This is a genomic window from Cupriavidus sp. 10L43_2 (assembly GCF_056395265.1).
In genome coordinates, this window is sequence record NZ_JBFTJE010000013.1 from 93444 (window position 1) to 109608 (window position 16165).

At 67.5% G+C, this 16165-nt stretch carries 16 protein-coding genes; 12 read left to right on the forward strand and 4 right to left on the reverse strand.

The features are described from left to right. Positions 1 to 74: 74 nt before the first annotated feature. Genes AC1DEL_RS18510 through AC1DEL_RS18520 form a run of 3 tightly spaced genes read left to right on the forward strand, consistent with a single transcriptional unit; the run spans position 75 to position 2065 of the window. On the forward strand, positions 75 to 422 hold the full coding sequence (locus AC1DEL_RS18510; RefSeq protein WP_092291458.1) for a phage holin family protein: 348 nt from the start codon (positions 75 to 77) through the stop codon (positions 420 to 422). Positions 423 to 434: 12 nt separating this feature from the next. Beyond that, the gene (gene metF, locus AC1DEL_RS18515; RefSeq protein WP_441591404.1) at positions 435 to 1265 is read left to right on the forward strand and encodes a methylenetetrahydrofolate reductase [NAD(P)H]; all 831 of its coding nucleotides are present in this window, start codon (positions 435 to 437) and stop codon (positions 1263 to 1265) included. A 38-nt stretch (positions 1266 to 1303) separates the two neighbouring features. After that, positions 1304 to 2065, forward strand: a complete 762-nt coding sequence (locus tag AC1DEL_RS18520; protein WP_477125867.1) for a Mut7-C RNAse domain-containing protein — start codon at positions 1304 to 1306, stop codon at positions 2063 to 2065. Here AC1DEL_RS18520 and AC1DEL_RS18525 read toward each other — a convergent pair. Further along, entirely contained in the window at positions 2062 to 2655 is a 594-nt protein-coding gene (locus AC1DEL_RS18525) for a 5-formyltetrahydrofolate cyclo-ligase (RefSeq protein WP_454756750.1), read from the reverse strand. The genes AC1DEL_RS18520 and AC1DEL_RS18525 overlap by 4 nt on opposite strands. A gap of 118 nt (positions 2656 to 2773) precedes the next feature. On the opposite strand from AC1DEL_RS18525, the gene AC1DEL_RS18530 reads away from it, so the two are divergent. The 4 genes from AC1DEL_RS18530 to AC1DEL_RS18545 all read left to right on the forward strand — a co-directional run bounded on the left by AC1DEL_RS18530 (position 2774) and on the right by AC1DEL_RS18545 (position 7929). Next, complete coding sequence (locus AC1DEL_RS18530; RefSeq protein ID WP_441591402.1) at positions 2774 to 4732, forward strand: lytic transglycosylase domain-containing protein; 1959 nt, start codon at positions 2774 to 2776, stop codon at positions 4730 to 4732. A gap of 83 nt (positions 4733 to 4815) precedes the next feature. Continuing rightward, the gene (locus AC1DEL_RS18535; protein WP_441591401.1) at positions 4816 to 5838 is read left to right on the forward strand and encodes a complex I NDUFA9 subunit family protein; all 1023 of its coding nucleotides are present in this window, start codon (positions 4816 to 4818) and stop codon (positions 5836 to 5838) included. 143 nt (positions 5839 to 5981) lie between these two features. Then, on the forward strand, positions 5982 to 6671 hold the full coding sequence (locus AC1DEL_RS18540) for a glutathione S-transferase family protein (RefSeq protein WP_477159144.1): 690 nt from the start codon (positions 5982 to 5984) through the stop codon (positions 6669 to 6671). 7 nt (positions 6672 to 6678) lie between these two features. Beyond that, on the forward strand, positions 6679 to 7929 hold the full coding sequence (locus AC1DEL_RS18545) for a multifunctional CCA addition/repair protein (RefSeq protein ID WP_477106968.1): 1251 nt from the start codon (positions 6679 to 6681) through the stop codon (positions 7927 to 7929). A 10-nt stretch (positions 7930 to 7939) separates the two neighbouring features. Here the strand turns inward: AC1DEL_RS18545 and AC1DEL_RS18550 are convergent, their stop codons facing one another. Continuing rightward, positions 7940 to 8134 carry a DUF2905 domain-containing protein gene (locus AC1DEL_RS18550; RefSeq protein ID WP_092291474.1) on the reverse strand — a complete coding sequence of 65 codons (195 nt, stop codon included), beginning with the start codon at positions 8132 to 8134 and terminating at the stop codon, positions 7940 to 7942. A 12-nt stretch (positions 8135 to 8146) separates the two neighbouring features. Next, a complete protein-coding gene (locus AC1DEL_RS18555) occupies positions 8147 to 9325 on the reverse strand; it encodes a class I SAM-dependent methyltransferase (protein ID WP_477125868.1) in 1179 nt (392 codons plus the stop codon). Between the two features lie 16 nt (positions 9326 to 9341). Here AC1DEL_RS18555 and AC1DEL_RS18560 point away from each other — a divergent pair, with 16 nt between their 5' ends. The 3 genes from AC1DEL_RS18560 to ttcA all read left to right on the forward strand — a co-directional run bounded on the left by AC1DEL_RS18560 (position 9342) and on the right by ttcA (position 11632). Continuing rightward, entirely contained in the window at positions 9342 to 10160 is an 819-nt protein-coding gene (locus tag AC1DEL_RS18560; protein WP_092291478.1) for an SDR family oxidoreductase, read from the forward strand. Between the two features lie 64 nt (positions 10161 to 10224). Then, the gene (locus tag AC1DEL_RS18565; protein WP_092291480.1) at positions 10225 to 10617 is read left to right on the forward strand and encodes a dihydroneopterin aldolase; all 393 of its coding nucleotides are present in this window, start codon (positions 10225 to 10227) and stop codon (positions 10615 to 10617) included. Positions 10618 to 10687: 70 nt separating this feature from the next. Continuing rightward, positions 10688 to 11632, forward strand: coding sequence for a tRNA 2-thiocytidine(32) synthetase TtcA (ttcA, locus tag AC1DEL_RS18570; protein WP_441591396.1), 945 nt, complete (start codon positions 10688 to 10690; stop codon positions 11630 to 11632). Here the strand turns inward: ttcA and AC1DEL_RS18575 are convergent. Then, positions 11625 to 12437: a DUF6279 family lipoprotein gene (locus AC1DEL_RS18575; protein WP_477105373.1), complete on the reverse strand. Its 813-nt coding sequence runs from the start codon at positions 12435 to 12437 to the stop codon at positions 11625 to 11627. The genes ttcA and AC1DEL_RS18575 overlap by 8 nt on opposite strands. A gap of 254 nt (positions 12438 to 12691) precedes the next feature. Here AC1DEL_RS18575 and glmU point away from each other — a divergent pair, with 254 nt between their 5' ends. Together glmU and glmS are read left to right on the forward strand one after the other, a co-directional pair. Continuing rightward, a complete protein-coding gene (gene glmU / locus AC1DEL_RS18580) occupies positions 12692 to 14056 on the forward strand; it encodes a bifunctional UDP-N-acetylglucosamine diphosphorylase/glucosamine-1-phosphate N-acetyltransferase GlmU (RefSeq protein ID WP_092291486.1) in 1365 nt (454 codons plus the stop codon). A gap of 107 nt (positions 14057 to 14163) precedes the next feature. Continuing rightward, a complete protein-coding gene (glmS, locus tag AC1DEL_RS18585; RefSeq protein ID WP_441591394.1) occupies positions 14164 to 16002 on the forward strand; it encodes a glutamine--fructose-6-phosphate transaminase (isomerizing) in 1839 nt (612 codons plus the stop codon). The last annotated feature ends 163 nt before the right edge of the window (positions 16003 to 16165 follow it).

The window sequence follows — 16165 nt, forward strand, 5'->3', positions numbered from 1 at the left end:
CGGGAGGTGTCCCCCCCCTCTCCCGTTCGCGGGGGAGGGGGGAAATCGACAGGCAACCTGGAAAAGGAGTCGCAATGAGACTGTTGGCCGTTTGGATCATCAATGCCGCCTCGCTGTTCCTGGTCGGAAGCGTCATCTCCGGCATCTCGCTGGGCGGGTTCGGCTCGGCGATGATCGCCGCGCTGGTGCTGGGCCTCGTCAACACGCTGATCCGGCCCATCCTGGTCATTCTGACGCTGCCGGTCACGCTGCTGACGCTGGGCCTGTTCATCTTCGTCATCAACGCGCTGCTGTTCCTGTTCGTCGGCAACCTGCTGTCGGGCTTCGTGGTGCAGGGCTTCGGCGCCGCGCTGCTGGGCTCCATCCTGTACAGCGTGATCTCGTGGGTGCTGTCGAGCCTGTTGCTCGGCGACCGCGACTGAGACTTTATTCGCATGACAGACCGCTACTACAGCTTCGAATTCTTCCCGCCGAAGACGGCGGAAGGCACGGAGAAACTGCGCAACACGCGCGCGCAGCTGGCTCCGCTGCAACCCAAGTACATCTCGGTGACGTTCGGCGCCGGCGGTACCACGCAGCAGGGCACGCTGGACGCCGTGCTGGAGATCCAGCGTGATGGCATCGAGGCCGCGCCGCACCTTTCGTGCGTGGGTTCCACGCGCGACAGCATCCGCCAGATCCTGAAGACGTACCGCGACGGCGGCATCCGCCATGTCGTGGCGCTGCGGGGCGACATGCCGTCCGGCATGGGCGAAATCGGCGAATTCCGATACGCCAACGAACTCGTGGAATTCATCCGCGCCGAGACCGGCGACTGGTTCCACATCGAGGTGGCGGCGTACCCCGAGTACCACCCGCAGGCGAAGTCGCCGCGCCACGACCTCGACAATTTCGTCCGCAAGGTCCGCGCGGGCGCCGATTCGGCGATCACGCAGTACTTTTACAACGCCGACGCCTACTTCCGTTTCGTCGACGAAGTGCGCGCGCTGGGCGTGGACGTACCGATCGTGCCGGGCATCATGCCGATCACGAACTACTCGCAGCTGATGCGTTTTTCGGAAATGTGCGGTGCCGAAGTGCCGCGCTGGGTGGCCAAGCGGCTGGAGTCGTTCGGCGACGACCGGGAGTCCATCCGCGCGTTCGGCCTGGACGTGGTGACCGGGCTCTGCGACCGCCTGCTGGCCGCCGGCGTGCCGGGCCTGCACTTCTACACGCTCAACGCCGCCGGCGCCACCAAGGCGGTCTGGGAACGGCTGAAGCTGTAACTTCCATCGGACGGGGTCATGGGGGCATACTGCGCCCCATGGTTCCCGCCACCGTCACCGCCACCTTCCGCTTCTACGAGGAGCTGAACGATTTCCTGGCGCGCACCCGACGCCACCAGGACATCGTCGTGCCCTGCGCCCGCGCGGCCACGGTCAAGCACATGATCGAGGCGCTCGGCGTGCCGCACACCGAGGTGGAGTTGATCTTGGTCAATGGCGAATCGGTGGCATTCGACCGCCCCGTGCAGGACGGCGACCGCGTGGCCGTCTATCCCACCTTCGAAGCCTTCGACATCTCGCCCCTGCTCCGCGTGCGCGATCAGCCACTGCGCGAGACCCGTTTCGTTGCCGATGCCCATCTGGGCGGCCTGGCGCACCTGCTGCGCATGACCGGCTTCGATACCCTCTACGACAACCATTTCGAAGACAGCGAGATCGCGCGGATTGCCGCCGAGGAGGGCCGCATCGTGCTCACGCGCGACCGCGAACTGCTCAAGCGGCGCGGCGTGACGCACGGCTGCTATGTACGGGCGATCAAGTCGGCGCTCCAGGTGCGCGAGGTCTTCCGGCGGCTCGACCTGGCCCGCAGTGCGCGTCCGTTCTCGCTGTGCCTGGACTGCAATGTGCCACTGCATCGGATCGACAAGTCGGAAGTGGACGGCCGCGTACCCGAGGGCGTGCTGGCGCGGCACACGCGCTTTGTCACCTGCCCGCACTGCCGGCGGGTGTTCTGGGAGGGGTCGCACTGGCGCAAGATGCGTGCGCTGGTGGACGAATTGCTAGCCGAGGAGGACGCTTAGAACGCGCCGCCTTCGGTGACGATCCAGTCCATCGGCAGGTCGTGTGGCTGCGCCTGCAAGGGAATCTCGCAGGCCGCGAAGCCGATGCCGATGGACACCGGCGTTTCTGCGAGGGCCGCCAGCGTGCGGTCGTAGAAGCCGCCGCCGTAGCCGAGGCGGAACTTATCGCGGCTGAAACCGACACAGGGAATGAGCAGCGCGTCGGGCAACACGGCCTCGGTGCCATCGGGCACGGGAATGTCGTAGTGGCCGGCGCGCATTGTCGTCTCGGGCGTCCAGGCGTGGAAGTCCAGCGGCGTGCCGGGGCGGGTGACCACCGGCAGCGCGGCCTGGCGGCCCGGCATGCCGGCCAGCCATTGCACGATGACGGCGCGTGCGTCGAATTCGCCCTGGATCGGCCAATAGAAGCCCACGCGTCGCGCGCCCAGGCGTTCGAGCAGGGGCGCCAGGGCGGCACCGATGCGCGCGTCGGCCTCGGCGCGATCCGGCAGGCTGGCGCGCAGCGCGAGCAGCCGCCGGCGCAGCGCGCGGCGCTCTTCGAGGAATGGCAGGTTTTCTGCCCCGTTGTCTGGGGCCTGTTCAGGCTGCATGGCGTGCAATAATGGCCGGCACCGCGATCGATCGATGGATCGACATCCGAATACCAACACGCGCGGGGCGCGACCGGGTACCCCGGCGCCGCGCGCGGACCAACAAGGGATAGCAAGAATGCCGAAGGGAGTATATCTGCGCCGTGCGCAACGCGCCGCGTGGCTGGCAGGACTGGGGGCGTTGACAGGTGCATTGCTGGCCACGCCGGCCTACGCCCAGAAGCGCCCGGCGCCGCAGCCGGCCGCGCTGACCATCCCCAGCAATCCGGACGATGCCTTTGTCGCGCTGCGCGAGGCTGCCCGCAAGAACGATGTGGACCGCACGGCCGCCATCTCGGCCACGCTGGTCGACTATCCGATTCCGTCGTATGTGGAGTATTTCCGCATCAAGCCGCAGCTGTTCGATGCCAGCGGCCTGGCCCGCATCGACGCGCCCGACGAGCAGGTGCGCGTGTTCCTGAAGCGTTACCAGGGCGAGGCGATTGCCGACCGCATGCGCAATGACTGGCTGCTGGTGCTGGGCAAGAAGCGCGACTGGGCCAACTTCGACGTCGAATACCCACAGTTCGTGCTGAAGGACGACACGCAGGTGGAGTGCTACGCGCTGTTGTCGAGTGCGCTCAAGGGCAAGAACGTGGCCGCCGATTCGCGCGCGGTGCTGGCGGACCCGCGCTATTACGGCGAGGGCTGCGTCGACCTGATCAGCTATCTGGCGCAGAGCCAGCAGATCCAGCGCAGCGACGTGGCGTTCCAGGCACGCCAGGCGCTCGAACTGAATTTCACGACGCTGGCGGCAAGGATCGCCGCGACCGTGCCCGATGCACGGGTCGATAGCGACACGCTGGCCACCGTCGTCAAGATGGCCCGCAACGATCCGGCCCAGGCTGCGGCCTACCTGACAGCCTCGGGCGGCACGCTGTCGCGCGACGAGCAGGGCGCCGGCTGGGGCGTGATCGGCCAGTACGCGGCCAAGAAGCTGATGCCCGAGGCCGCCGGCTACTACAAGAACCAGATGACGTTGGGCGGCAACCAGTGGCTGTCCGATGAATCGCAGGAATGGCGCGTGCGCGCCGCGCTGCGCCAGGGCGACTGGAAGCAGGTGCGCCAGGCTGTGGAGCTGATGCGCCCCGAGATGCGCGCCAAGGACCCGGCGTGGATCTACTGGTACGCCCGCGCGCTCAAGGCCGATGGCCGCACCGCGGACGCGCAGACGCAGTTCCAGACCATCGCTGGCCAGTTCAACTTCTACGGCCAGCTTGCCACCGAGGAACTCGGCAACCGCATCACGCTGCCGCCGCGCACCACGGTCTCCGATGCCGAGGCGATGGCCATGCGCACGCGGCCCGGCTTCGTGCGCGCGCAGAAGTTCTATGACCTGAACCTGCGCTTCGAAGGCAATCGCGAGTGGAACTGGGAGCTGCGCAGCATGAGCGACCGCGAACTGCTGGCCGCCGCCGAGTACGCGCGCAAGATCGAACTGCTCGACCGCACCGTCAACACGGCCGACCGCACCAAGGCGGAGCACGATTTCTCGCTGCGTTTCGTCATGCCGTACCGGGACATCATGCAGCGGGCCACCGACGACGTGGGCCTGGACATGGCCTGGGCCTATGGCCTGATCCGCCAGGAATCGCGTTTCATCATGAACGCGCGCTCRTCGGCCGGCGCGCATGGCCTGATGCAGGTGATGCCGGCCACGGCCAAGTTCGTGGCGCGCAAGATCGGCATGACCGACTTCTCGCCGTCGATGATGAGTGACCCCAATATCAACATCCTGCTCGGTACAAATTACATGAGCATGGTGCTGACGGACCTGGACAGCTCGTGGACGCTGGCCTCGGCGGGCTACAACGCTGGCCCGGGACGGCCCAAGAGCTGGCGCAGCAGCCTCTCCCGGCCGGTAGAAGGCGCGATCTTTGCAGAGACGATTCCGTTCACGGAAACGCGAACTTATGTCAAGAATGTGCTTTCCAACGCTACGTACTATGCTGCATTGATGAGCGGCCGGCCCCAGTCTCTCAAAGACCGCCTGGGAACGGTCGCGCCGTCCTCGGTCACGACCACCAGCCTGCCTTGATGTAGCGGGGCCAGCAGGAGGCGCCGTGACTCCGGGCGCGCATCGAGAGATGCCAGCGTTACGTGACCGTCACGGAGCCCACCATGCTGACCAGTAATGTCCTCGTGATCGGTGGCGCCGGATTCATCGGCAGCCACCTCGTCTCCCGCCTTGCCGGCGCGGCCTCCGCCTCAGGGGTGCCGCGCAATCCCGCCACCAATCCCGACAGTCCCATCGCGCCAGAGCGCATCCTGGTGGGCTCGCGTCGTGCCGAGCACGCCCAGCACCTGTTGCTGCTGCCGCGCGTGGAAGTCTGCGAACTGGGCCTGGCCGACGCCGCCGCGCTGGACGACGCCATTGGCTCGGTCGGCGTGGACGGCATCGTCGTCAATCTCGTCGGCGTACTGCATGGCGACCGGGGCGACCCATATGGCCCCCAGTTCGCCGCCGCGCACGTAGACCTGCCGCGCCAGATCGTGGCCTCCTGCCAGCGCACCGGCGTTCGCCGGCTGATCCATATGAGCGCGCTCGGCGCGGACGCGCAGGGGCCGTCGATGTACCTGCGCAGCAAGGGCGAGGGCGAGCGCATGGTGCGCGAGAGCGGGCTCGACTGGACCGTCATGCGGCCGTCGGTCGTGTTCGGCCCGGACGACCACTTCCTGAACCTGTTCGCCCAGATGCAGCAGATGGCCCCCGTGGTGCCGCTGGCCTGCGCCCAGGCGCGCTTCCAGCCCGTGTTCGTGATGGATGTGGTGGAGGCCTTCCTGCGCGCGATGGTCAACCCGGCTACGGTCGGCCAGGTCTACGAGGTGGGTGGGCCGCAGGTCTACACGCTCGAGGAACTGGTGCGCTTCGCCGGGCGGGCGTCGGGCCATCCGCGCCCGGTCATCGCGCTGCCCGATGCGCTGGCGCGCGTGCAGGCGGCCGTGCTCGAACACATGCCCGGCGGCCCGGTCATGTCGCGCGACAACCTCGACTCGATGCGCCTGGACAACGTGCTGCACGCGCCGATGTCGGCTGAACTCGGCCTGGAACCGGCCAGCCTGGAGTCCGTGATGACCGATGTGCTGGGTGGCCGCAACCGCGAGGCGGCGCTCCAGGCCATGCGGGAGAGCGTGCACCGCTGACCCCCAACATCGCTCCCTCTGACGCCGATGTGACTTGCGCTCACAGCCTTGCGAGCGCAATTCATTTGGAGGCGGCGCGGCCCACTCGCTAGAATCATCGGTTCAGGCCATTTTCCCTCCCCCCCGCCCCCCAAGGAATCGCGATGAAACTCGTCATCGGCAACAAGAACTACTCGTCCTGGTCGCTGCGCCCCTGGCTGCTGCTGCGCCAGGCTGGCATCGCGTTCGAGGAGATTCCCGTGCGGCTGGGCACGCCCGGCTTCGCGGCGCAGATCGCCCAGTACTCGCCGGCCGGCAAGGTGCCGACGCTGGTGGATGGCGACGTCACGGTCTGGGATTCGCTGTCGATCTCGGAATACSTGGCSGARCGTTTCCCYGAGAAGGCGCTCTGGCCGGCTGACCCCGCCGCGCGCGCGCTGGCACGTTCGGTCTGCGCCGAGATGCATTCGGGCTTCGCCAACGTGCGCAACCAGTTGCCGATGAACGTGACTGCCGTGCTGCCCGGCTGCGGCTGGAACGTGGCCGTGCAGCGCGAGGTGGAGCGCATCGCCACGATCTGGACCGACCTGCGCACACGCTTCGGCGCCGAGGGCCCGTTCCTGTTCGGCACCTTCTCGGTGGCGGACGCGTTCTACGCGCCCGTGGTCTCGCGCTTCGCCACCTACGGCATCCACCTGCCCGAGACGGCCAAGCAATACGCCGATTTCATCCTCGCGCTGCCGGCCATGCAAGAATGGATCGCCGCCGCGCGCGAGGAACGCGATTTCCTGGCCGACGACGAGCCGTACCGCACCGTGCCGGACCATCCGGACGCCATCATCATCCATCACTAGGAATTTCATGCAGGTCTATGCCGTGGGCGGCGCCATCCGCGACCAGTTGCTGGGCAAGCCGAGCCAGGACCGCGACTACGTGGTCGTCGGCGCCACGCCGGCCGAGATGGAGGCGGCCGGCTACAAGCCCGTGGGCAAGGACTTCCCGGTCTTCCTGCATCCGCGCACCAAGGCGGAGTACGCCCTCGCGCGTACCGAGCGCAAGACGGCGGCGGGGTACAAGGGCTTCGCGTTCTACTGCGCGCCCGACGTCACGCTCGAGGATGATCTGGTCCGGCGCGACCTGACCGTCAACGCGATGGCGCAGGCCGTGGACGATGCCGGCCAGCTCGTCGGGCCGATCATCGACCCGTACGGCGGCCAGCGCGATCTGGACGCGCGGCTGTTCCGTCATGTCTCCGATGCCTTCGCCGAAGACCCGGTGCGCATCCTGCGCGCGGCGCGTTTCGCGGCGCGCTTCCATGACTTCTCCGTGGCGCCCGAGACCGTGGCGCTGATGCGCGCGATGGTCGAGGCGGGCGAGGTCGACGCGCTGGTGCCGGAGCGGGTGTGGCAGGAACTGGCGCGCGGGCTGATGGAGGCGAAGCCGTCGCGGATGTTCGACGTGCTGCGCGAATGTGGCGCGCTGGCGCGGCTGCTGCCCGAGCTGGACCGGCTCTGGGGCGTGCCGCAGCGCGCCGAGTATCACCCCGAGGTGGATACGGGCGTGCACGTGATGATGGTGGTCGATCATGCAGCCGCGACCGGCGCGTCGCTGCCGATCCGCTTCGCGGCACTGGTCCACGACCTCGGCAAGGGCACCACGCCGGCAGACGTGCTGCCGCGCCACATCGGCCATGAACAGCGCAGCGTGAAGCTGCTCGAAGCGGTCTGCGAGCGGCTGCGCGTGCCGAACGACTGCCGCGACCTGGCGGTGCTGGTGGCGCGCGAGCACGGCAACATCCATCGATCGATGGAATTCGGCGCCGCCGCGCTGACCCGGCTGGTGGAGCGCTGCGACGCGCTGCGCAAGCCGGACCGCTTCGCGGAGGCCCTGACGGCCTGCGAGGCCGACGCGCGTGGTCGGCTAGGTTTCGAGGATCGGGATTATCCGCAGACCGAACGCCTGATGGCGGCACGGGCAGCGGCGGCCTCGGTCGATGCCGGCGCCATCGCCAAGGCCTGCGCGGACCGGCCGGACCTGATCAAGGAACGCGTGCACAAGGCCCGCATCGCGGCGGTGGCGGAGAAGCTGGGGCTGGGCGCGGAGCCCGACTGAAGGGCTACGCCTACAGCAGCTTCCCAATCGCCAGCGCGATCAGCGACAGCAGGATGGTCGAGGCGAACGGCAGCACGTACTCGCGCTTGAACAGCCGGAAGCGCACGTCGCCGGGCAGCCTGCCCAGGCCGATCTTCTGCAGCCACGGCAGCGAGGCCGACAGCACGATCACGCAGAGGAAGATGGTGAATGTCCAGCGCAGCATGGCGGCTGTTCCTCAGAGTGCGTGAACGCGGTCGCCGCGTGCGAAGCCTGCCAGCGGCAGCGCGTCGTCCAGACCGCGCGTCAGCACGATCACCTTGAACAGCTCGCCCATCTCGGCCTCGGACAGCAGCTTCTGCACCGCGTTGGCATGGGGCAGGAAGGCGCGGGCGTCGGTCGGGTCCAGCTCCATCAGCAACTCGGTGATCCCGGCGTTCATCAGGAAGCGCGCCTGCGAGGCGAAGCCGGCCACGGACAGCCCGGCGTCCACCGCCGCCTCGGCGATGCCGGTGAAATTGACGTGCGCGGTGATGTCCTGCAGCCCGGGATACAGGAACGGATCGGGGTGCGCGTGGTGGCGGTAGTGGCACATCAGCGTGCCTTCGGCGCGCTGCGGATGGTAGTACTCGGCCGCCGGGAAGCCATAATCGATGAAGAACGCCGCGCCGCGCGTCAGCATGGCGCCCACCGCCCGCGTGAAGCCTTCGGCCTCGGCATGGGTCTCGGTGACCATGTCGTGGTCGCCCGGCAGCGCGCGTAGCGCGTCGGGGAAGGCGTTGTCTGCCAGCGGACGGTCCTCGAACGTGAACTTCCCGTCGGCCAGCGCCACGCCGCGCTCGTGCCAGCGGCCGTCCAGGCGCGCGAACAGGCGCACTGGCATGGCGTCCAGCACCTCGTTGCCGACGATGACCCCTTCGAACTGCGCGGGAAGCTCGTCCAGCCACTGCACGCGACTAGCCAGGTGCGGCGCGCGGGCGGCCAGCGTTTCCTGCTGGCGTACGCGCAGCTCGCCCGACAATTCGAGGATCTGGTAGGTCTCGGGCAGCGCACCTTCGGTTTCCAGGGCGAGCAGCAGGTCCGCCGCGAGGCGGCCCGTGCCGGCGCCGAATTCGAGCACGCGCGGCAGGTCCAGGGCGATCAGCGGTGCGAACTGGCGGGCCAGCGTGCGGGCGAAGAAGGGGGTCAACTCGGGGGCGGTGATGAAGTCGCTGCCGTCCCGGGCATCGCGGCCGAACTTGGCGGCGCCGCCACTGTAATAGCCGAGCCGGGGGGCGTAGAGCGCCAGCGCCATGTAGCGATCGAAGCCAATCCAGCCGCCGGCGGCCTCGATGGCGTCGCCAATACAGGTGGTCAGGGCCGCGGAGGCGTCCAGCGCGTCGGCGGGGGGAAGGGGTAGACTAGCGACTTTCTGCATACCGCGAATTGTAGCAATGCCAGATTCCCTGACTGCTGGCGCCTCCGGCGCCCACCCTGCCGCCGCGCGCGGCGTCGCCCTCGTGACCGGCGGCGCGCGCCGCCTGGGCCGTGCCATCGCGCTGGAACTTGCCACGCGAGGCTGGGACGTGGCGATCCACTGCAATCGCTCGCGCGACGAAGCCGAGACCCTCGCCACGCAGATCCGCGGCCTGGGCCGCCGCGCCGCCGTGCTGCAGGCCGACCTGTCCGACGAAGCCGCTACCAGCAAGCTGGTCGCGGCCTGCGCCGACGCGCTGGGCGTACCGACCTGTCTGGTCAACAACGCCTCGCTGTTCCAGTACGACGTGGCGACGAGCTTCTCCTACGCCTCGCTCGACACCCATATGCGCACCAACGTGGCCGCGCCGCTGCTGCTGGCGCGTGAGATGCACAAGGCGCTTGGCGCCGATGGCAACCAGACCGCCCAGCGCGGCGTGGTGATCAACCTGCTCGACCAGAAGCTCAACAACCTGAATCCGGACTTCCTGTCGTACACGCTGTCCAAGGCCGCGCTGCAGACCGCCACGGTGCAGTTGGCCCAGGCGCTGGCGCCCCGGCTGCGGGTGGTGGGCGTGGCGCCCGGCATCACGCTGGTGTCCGGCGACCAGTCCGACCCCGGTTTCGTCCGCGCGCACGGCATGACGCCGCTGGGCAAGTCGTCCACGCCGGACGACATCGCCCAGGCCGTGGCCTACCTCGCTGGCGCCCACGCCGTGACCGGTACCACCCTGTATGTCGATGGCGGCCAGCACCTGATGCCGCTGGCCCGCGACGTGATGTTCCTGACCGAGTGATCCCAATCCCCGGTCGTTTTTAAGCATTTTCCGATTTACCGCAGCACCTGCCCGACGCCCCACCATGACCTTCGCCGCGCTTTCCCACCCCAGCCTGCAAGGCTGCCGCCGCATGTTCCTGCGCAACTATGAAGTGCAGATCAATATCGGCGTGCACGAATTCGAGAAGAAGGGCGAGCAGCGCGTGCTGGTCAATATCGACCTGTTCGTGCCGCTGGACCAGAGCACGCCGCAGGCCGACAAGCTCGAGGAAGTGGTGGACTACGACTTCATGCGCAGTACCGTGGCCGCGCGCATGGCCCAGGGCCACATCCACCTGCAGGAAACCCTGTGCGATGACGTGGCACGTGCCATGCTGAAGCATCCGAAGGTGCGCGCGGTGCGCGTTTCCACGGAAAAGCCCGATGTCTACCCGGACTGCGATTCGGTCGGCGTCGAGGTGTTCCACGTCAAGTAGAATACGGGCCCGTCCGACAGGGCCATCCGACGGGCTTCCCAAGGCCCGCGCCCCGCATCAGGTATGTCTTATGAGTCACTCCGCTAACTTCTATCGCCTCGAAACCCGCCTTCAGTCGCTGGCCGGCAAAGCCATCGGCGACTTCGGCATGATCGAGGACGGCGACACTGTGCTGGTCTGCATGAGTGGCGGGAAGGACTCGTACACCATGCTGTCGGTCCTGATGGCGCTCCAGAAGCGCGCGCCCATCCACTTCAAGCTGATCGCGATGAACCTGGACCAGAAGCAGCCAGGTTTCCCGGAACACATCCTGCCCGAGTATTTGAAGTCCACCGGGGTGGAATATGTGATCGTCGAGGCGGATACGTATTCGATCGTCAAGGAGAAGGTGCCCGAGGGCAAGACCACCTGCTCGCTGTGCTCGCGGCTGCGCCGGGGCGTGATCTACCGCACGGCCAAGGAGCTGGGCGCCAACAAGATTGCGCTGGGGCACCATCGGGACGACATCGTCCAGACCTTCTTCCTGAACATGTTCTTCGGCGGGAAGATGAAGGCGATGCCGCCCAAGCTGTCGACCGATGACGGCCAGCACATCGTGATCCGGCCGCTGGCGTATTGCGCGGAAAAGGACATTGCGTCCTACGCGCGGGCGATGGCCTACCCGATCATCCCCTGCAACCTGTGCGGCTCGCAGGAGAACCTGCAGCGCAAGAAGGTCAGCGAGATGCTGCAGGGTTGGGAGCGCGAGAACCCGGGCCGCATCGACAATATCTTCGCGTCGCTGCGCAACGTGGTGCCGTCCCACCTGGCCGATACCGACCTGTTCCCGTTCACCGGGCTGGCCACCGGCCTGGCCAAGGTGGACGAGGCCTCGCTGTTCGGCGAGACCACCTTCACCCAGCAGGCGCTGACCTTCACCGGCAGCGCCGAGCCGAACCGGATGGAGTTCGTCCGCTTCGACAAGCTGGCCGAGAAGGCACCCAGCGCCGATACCCCGGCCACCCCTCTTATTTAGACGCCTGCGACGGACCCGCCTCGCGCATCAGCGCGCGGGTATCGTCGATCCATTTCTGGAAGCGGTCCACCGCGTGGGCCTTTTGTTCCGGCGTGGTCAGGTTGGCGATGGTCACGGTCAGGTCCACCCCGGCCTCGTTAGCCTGCCGGATCTGCGCGCGCTCGGCCGCCGGGCGCTGCCAGTGGTCGGCGTACTTGCGCAGCATGTCCTCCACTTGCGACTTGGGCGGATGGGTCGTCGAGACCTCCCGGGCAATCCCCAGCCATTCCTGCTGCCGCTTCACGCGCTCCGCATAGCGGGCGTCGGCGCCCTGCATGTACGGCCCCATCGCGGCGCGGATCTTCTGCGCCTGATCGTCCGAGAACTTGCCGTAGACCAGCTTGGCGTAGTCCATGACCTTGTCGAAACGGGCGTTCGAGCGAGCCTGCGGGTCCGATTTCAGGAATTCCTTGCGATATTTGGCGTTGCTTTCGTTGAATTTCGATTCCATGCGCTGGATCTGCTCCGGCGTCAGCGTCAGCATCAGGTCGGCCAGGTCGGGTATGGCGTTCTCGAAGGCCTGGCGGCCCAGCCGCTGGGTGTCCTCGCGCGCGTGGCGCACCATCGACGCGTCCACCGGGCCGGCCACCTCGCTCTTGACCCGCGTCAGCACGTTGGCGATCTCGGGGAGCTGGGCGCGGCGGTGCCAGGAGAAGAACCGGGCGATGGCCTCGCGGGTGGGCGGCTCCTGGTCGTCCGTCACATCCACGTAGCGGTCTACCCACCAGTAGGCGAGCCGGTCACCCTGCTGATAGCCGAGTTTCATGGCGTTACAGCCACCCAGCGCCAGGACGACGGTAAATGCTGCAAATCCTGCAAAAATGCGCCGTCGCCAAATGTGAAAAACGGAAACCACCGGCGGTCGGGCGCAAGGCGCCATGCTAAAATCGCCGCGCATGTTTTCCCGCCTCGCAGATCGCCCGCCAGCCCAGTCCTGACAAGGGTTTGGAGGGATTGAAGAGATCGCTTGGTACGGGTTTTCGCGCTTATTATCAGACACACTCACTTAGGGACCTCCTTGTGAATATCGTCATTCTTGCCGCAGGGATGGGAAAACGGATGAATTCCGCCCTGCCCAAGGTCCTGCACCCGGTTGCCGGGCGGCCGATGCTCGCCCATGTGCTCGACACCGCGCGCACGCTTTCGCCGTCGCGCCTCGTCGTGGTGGTTGGCCACGGTGCGGAGCACGTGCGCGAGGCCGTGGCTGCGCCGGACGTGGCGTTTGCCGACCAGACCCAGCAACTTGGCACCGGCCACGCCGTGATGCAGGCGCTGCCGATGCTCGATGACAACCAGCCCACGCTGGTGCTCTATGGCGACGTGCCGCTGACCACCGCCGCCACGCTCGAGGCCCTGGTCCATGCGGCCGGCGCCGAGCGCATGGGCGTGCTCACCGTCGAGATGCCCGATCCTACCGGATACGGCCGCATCGTACGTGACGCCGCCGGCAACATCGTGCGCATCGTCGAACAGAAGGATGCCAGCGACGAGATCCGCGCCATTCGCGAGATCAACACCGGCATCATCGTCTGCCCGACCGGCCACCTGCGCCGCTGGCTTGCCACGCTGGGCAACAACAACGCGCAAGGTGAGTACTACCTCACGGACACCATCGAGCGCGCCGCCACCGAGGGCGTGGAGATCGTCTCCGCCCAGCCGGCGGCCCTGTGGGAGACGCTGGGCGTCAACAGCAAGGTCCAGCTGGCCGAGGTGGAGCGCATTCACCAGCGCAACCTCGCACAGCGCCTGCTCGAGGCCGGCGTGACGCTGCTGGACCCCGCGCGCATCGATGTGCGCGGCCAGCTTACGTGCGGACGCGACGTGACCATCGACGTCGGCTGCGTGTTCGAAGGCCGCGTGCATCTGGACGATGGCGTGCACATCGGCGCGCATTGCGTGATCCGGAATGCCACCATCGGCGCCGGCGCACGCGTGCAACCGTTCTGTCACATCGAGGAAGCAAAGATCGGGCCGGCGGGCCGGATCGGGCCGTACGCGCGGCTGCGCCCCGGCACCGAGCTGGGCGAGGATGTGCATATCGGCAACTTCGTCGAGGTGAAGAACAGCCAGGTCGGGGATCACAGCAAGGCCAACCATCTGGCCTATGTGGGCGATACCACGGTGGGCCAGCGCGTCAACATCGGCGCGGGTACCATTACCTGCAACTACGATGGCGTGAACAAGAGCCGCACGGTGATCGAGGACGACGCGTTCATCGGCTCGGACACGCAGCTGGTGGCGCCGGTGACGGTGGGCCGTGGCGCCACGATCGGCGCGGGCACCACGCTGACCAAGGACGCGCCAGCCGGCAAGCTCACGCTCTCGCGGGCCAAGCAGATGACGCTGGACGCATGGCAGCGCCCGGTGAAGCAGCCGAAGCAGTAAGCTAAGTCAGTCAACGTCAGTCAGGCCGGGCCCGGGGAGGGCCGGCCATCATCATTCAGCGGGTTGCGGCGCGCGGCGCGAGGCAACCCAAACGGGGGGTTCACAAGATGTGTGGCATCGTCGGCGCGGTTTCCACGCGCAATATCGTTCCGGTCCTGATCGAAGGCCTGCGTCGCCTGGAGTACCGCGGCTATGACTCGTGCGGCGTGGCCATCGTGCGCGACGAGATGCTCGAGCGCGCGCGCACCGTGTCGCGCGTGGCCGATCTGGACACGCAGACGCAGTCGTCCGGCCTGGCCGGCACGCTGGGCATCGCCCACACGCGCTGGGCCACGCACGGCAAGCCCGATACGGTCAACGCCCACCCGCATTTCTCGGACGAGACCATCGCGCTGGTGCACAACGGCATCATCGAGAACTACGAGCCGCTGCGCGACGAACTGCGCGCCGTGGGCTACGGCTTCGAGTCGCAGACCGACACCGAGGTGGTCGCCCACCTGATCCACCAGGCCTACACCTACCCGAGCAGCGCCACGCGCGGCAACCTGTTCGGCTCGGTGCGCGTGGTGACCAAGCGCCTGCACGGCGCCTACGCGATTGCCGTGGTGGCCAAGGACAACCCGGACGTGGTGGTGGGCGCGCGCGCCGGCTCGCCGCTGGTGGTGGCGCTGGGCGAGAACGAATCGTTCCTGGCCTCCGACGCGCTGGCCGTGGCCGGCACCGCCAACCGCATCGTCTATCTGGAAGAGGGCGATGTGGTGGAGCTGACCCGTGCCGGCGCCACCATCCGCGACGTGAACGACGTGGAAGTCGTGCGCGAGGAGCGCGTGGTGGAAGCCCACGCGGCAGCCGTCGAGCTGGGCCCGTACCGCCACTTCATGCAGAAGGAAATCTTCGAGCAGCCGCGCGCGCTGGGCGACACGCTGGAAGGCATCGTCGCCATCGCGCCCGAACTGTTCGGCGAGAAGGCGGCCGAGGTATTTCCCGACATCGACAACATCCTGATCCTGGCCTGCGGCACCAGCTACTACTCGGGCTGCACGGCCAAGTACTGGCTCGAGTCCGTGGCGAAGATCCCGACCCAGGTGGAAGTGGCCAGCGAATACCGCTACCGCGACACCGTGCCGAACCCGCGCGCGCTGGTGGTGGTGATTTCCCAGTCGGGCGAGACCGCCGACACGATGGCCGCCCTGCGCCATGCCCGCGACCTCGGCCACACCCACACGCTGGCCATCTGCAACGTGGCGACCAGCGCGATGGTGCGCGAGACCGAGATGCGCTTCCTGACGCGCGCCGGCACCGAGATCGGCGTGGCCTCGACCAAGGCGTTTACGACCCAGCTCGCCGCGCTGTACATGCTGACGCTGGCGCTGGCCAAGGTACGCGGCCGGCTGACCGAGGAAGAAGAGGCAGCCGCGCTGACCAACCTGCGCCACCTGCCCGTGGCGCTGCATGGCGTGCTGGCGCTGGAGCCGCAGATCATCGCCTGGTCGGAAGACTTCGCGCGCCGCGAGAACGCGCTGTTCCTGGGCCGGGGCCTGCACTACCCGATCGCCCTCGAAGGCGCGCTGAAACTCAAGGAAATCTCATATATCCACGCGGAAGCCTACCCGGCCGGCGAGCTGAAGCACGGCCCGCTGGCGCTGGTCACCGAGGCGATGCCGGTGGTGACCGTGGCGCCGAACGACGCGCTGCTGGAGAAGCTGAAGTCCAACATCCAGGAAGTGCGCGCGCGCGGCGGCCGGCTCTACGTGTTTGCCGATGCCGACACGCATATCCAGTCGTCCGATGGCATCCAGGTGATCCGCCTGCCCGAGCACTACGGCGCGCTGTCGCCGATCCTGCACACGGTGCCGCTGCAACTGCTGGCCTACCACACGGCCTGCGCACGCGGGACGGACGTGGACAAGCCTCGGAATCTGGCTAAGTCGGTGACGGTGGAATAAGGCGGGGCCGCCGCCCGGAGAGCAAGACACGGCAAGCGGTTTTACAAGCCGGATGTAAAAGGAAGCCACGGTGTGCACGCACCGTGGCTTTTTTTTTGTCGCCCCCAATCCCGGCTTGCCAGACGTGGCGCGGCCTGGCGGGGAGCCGGTGCGCGCCGAGCCC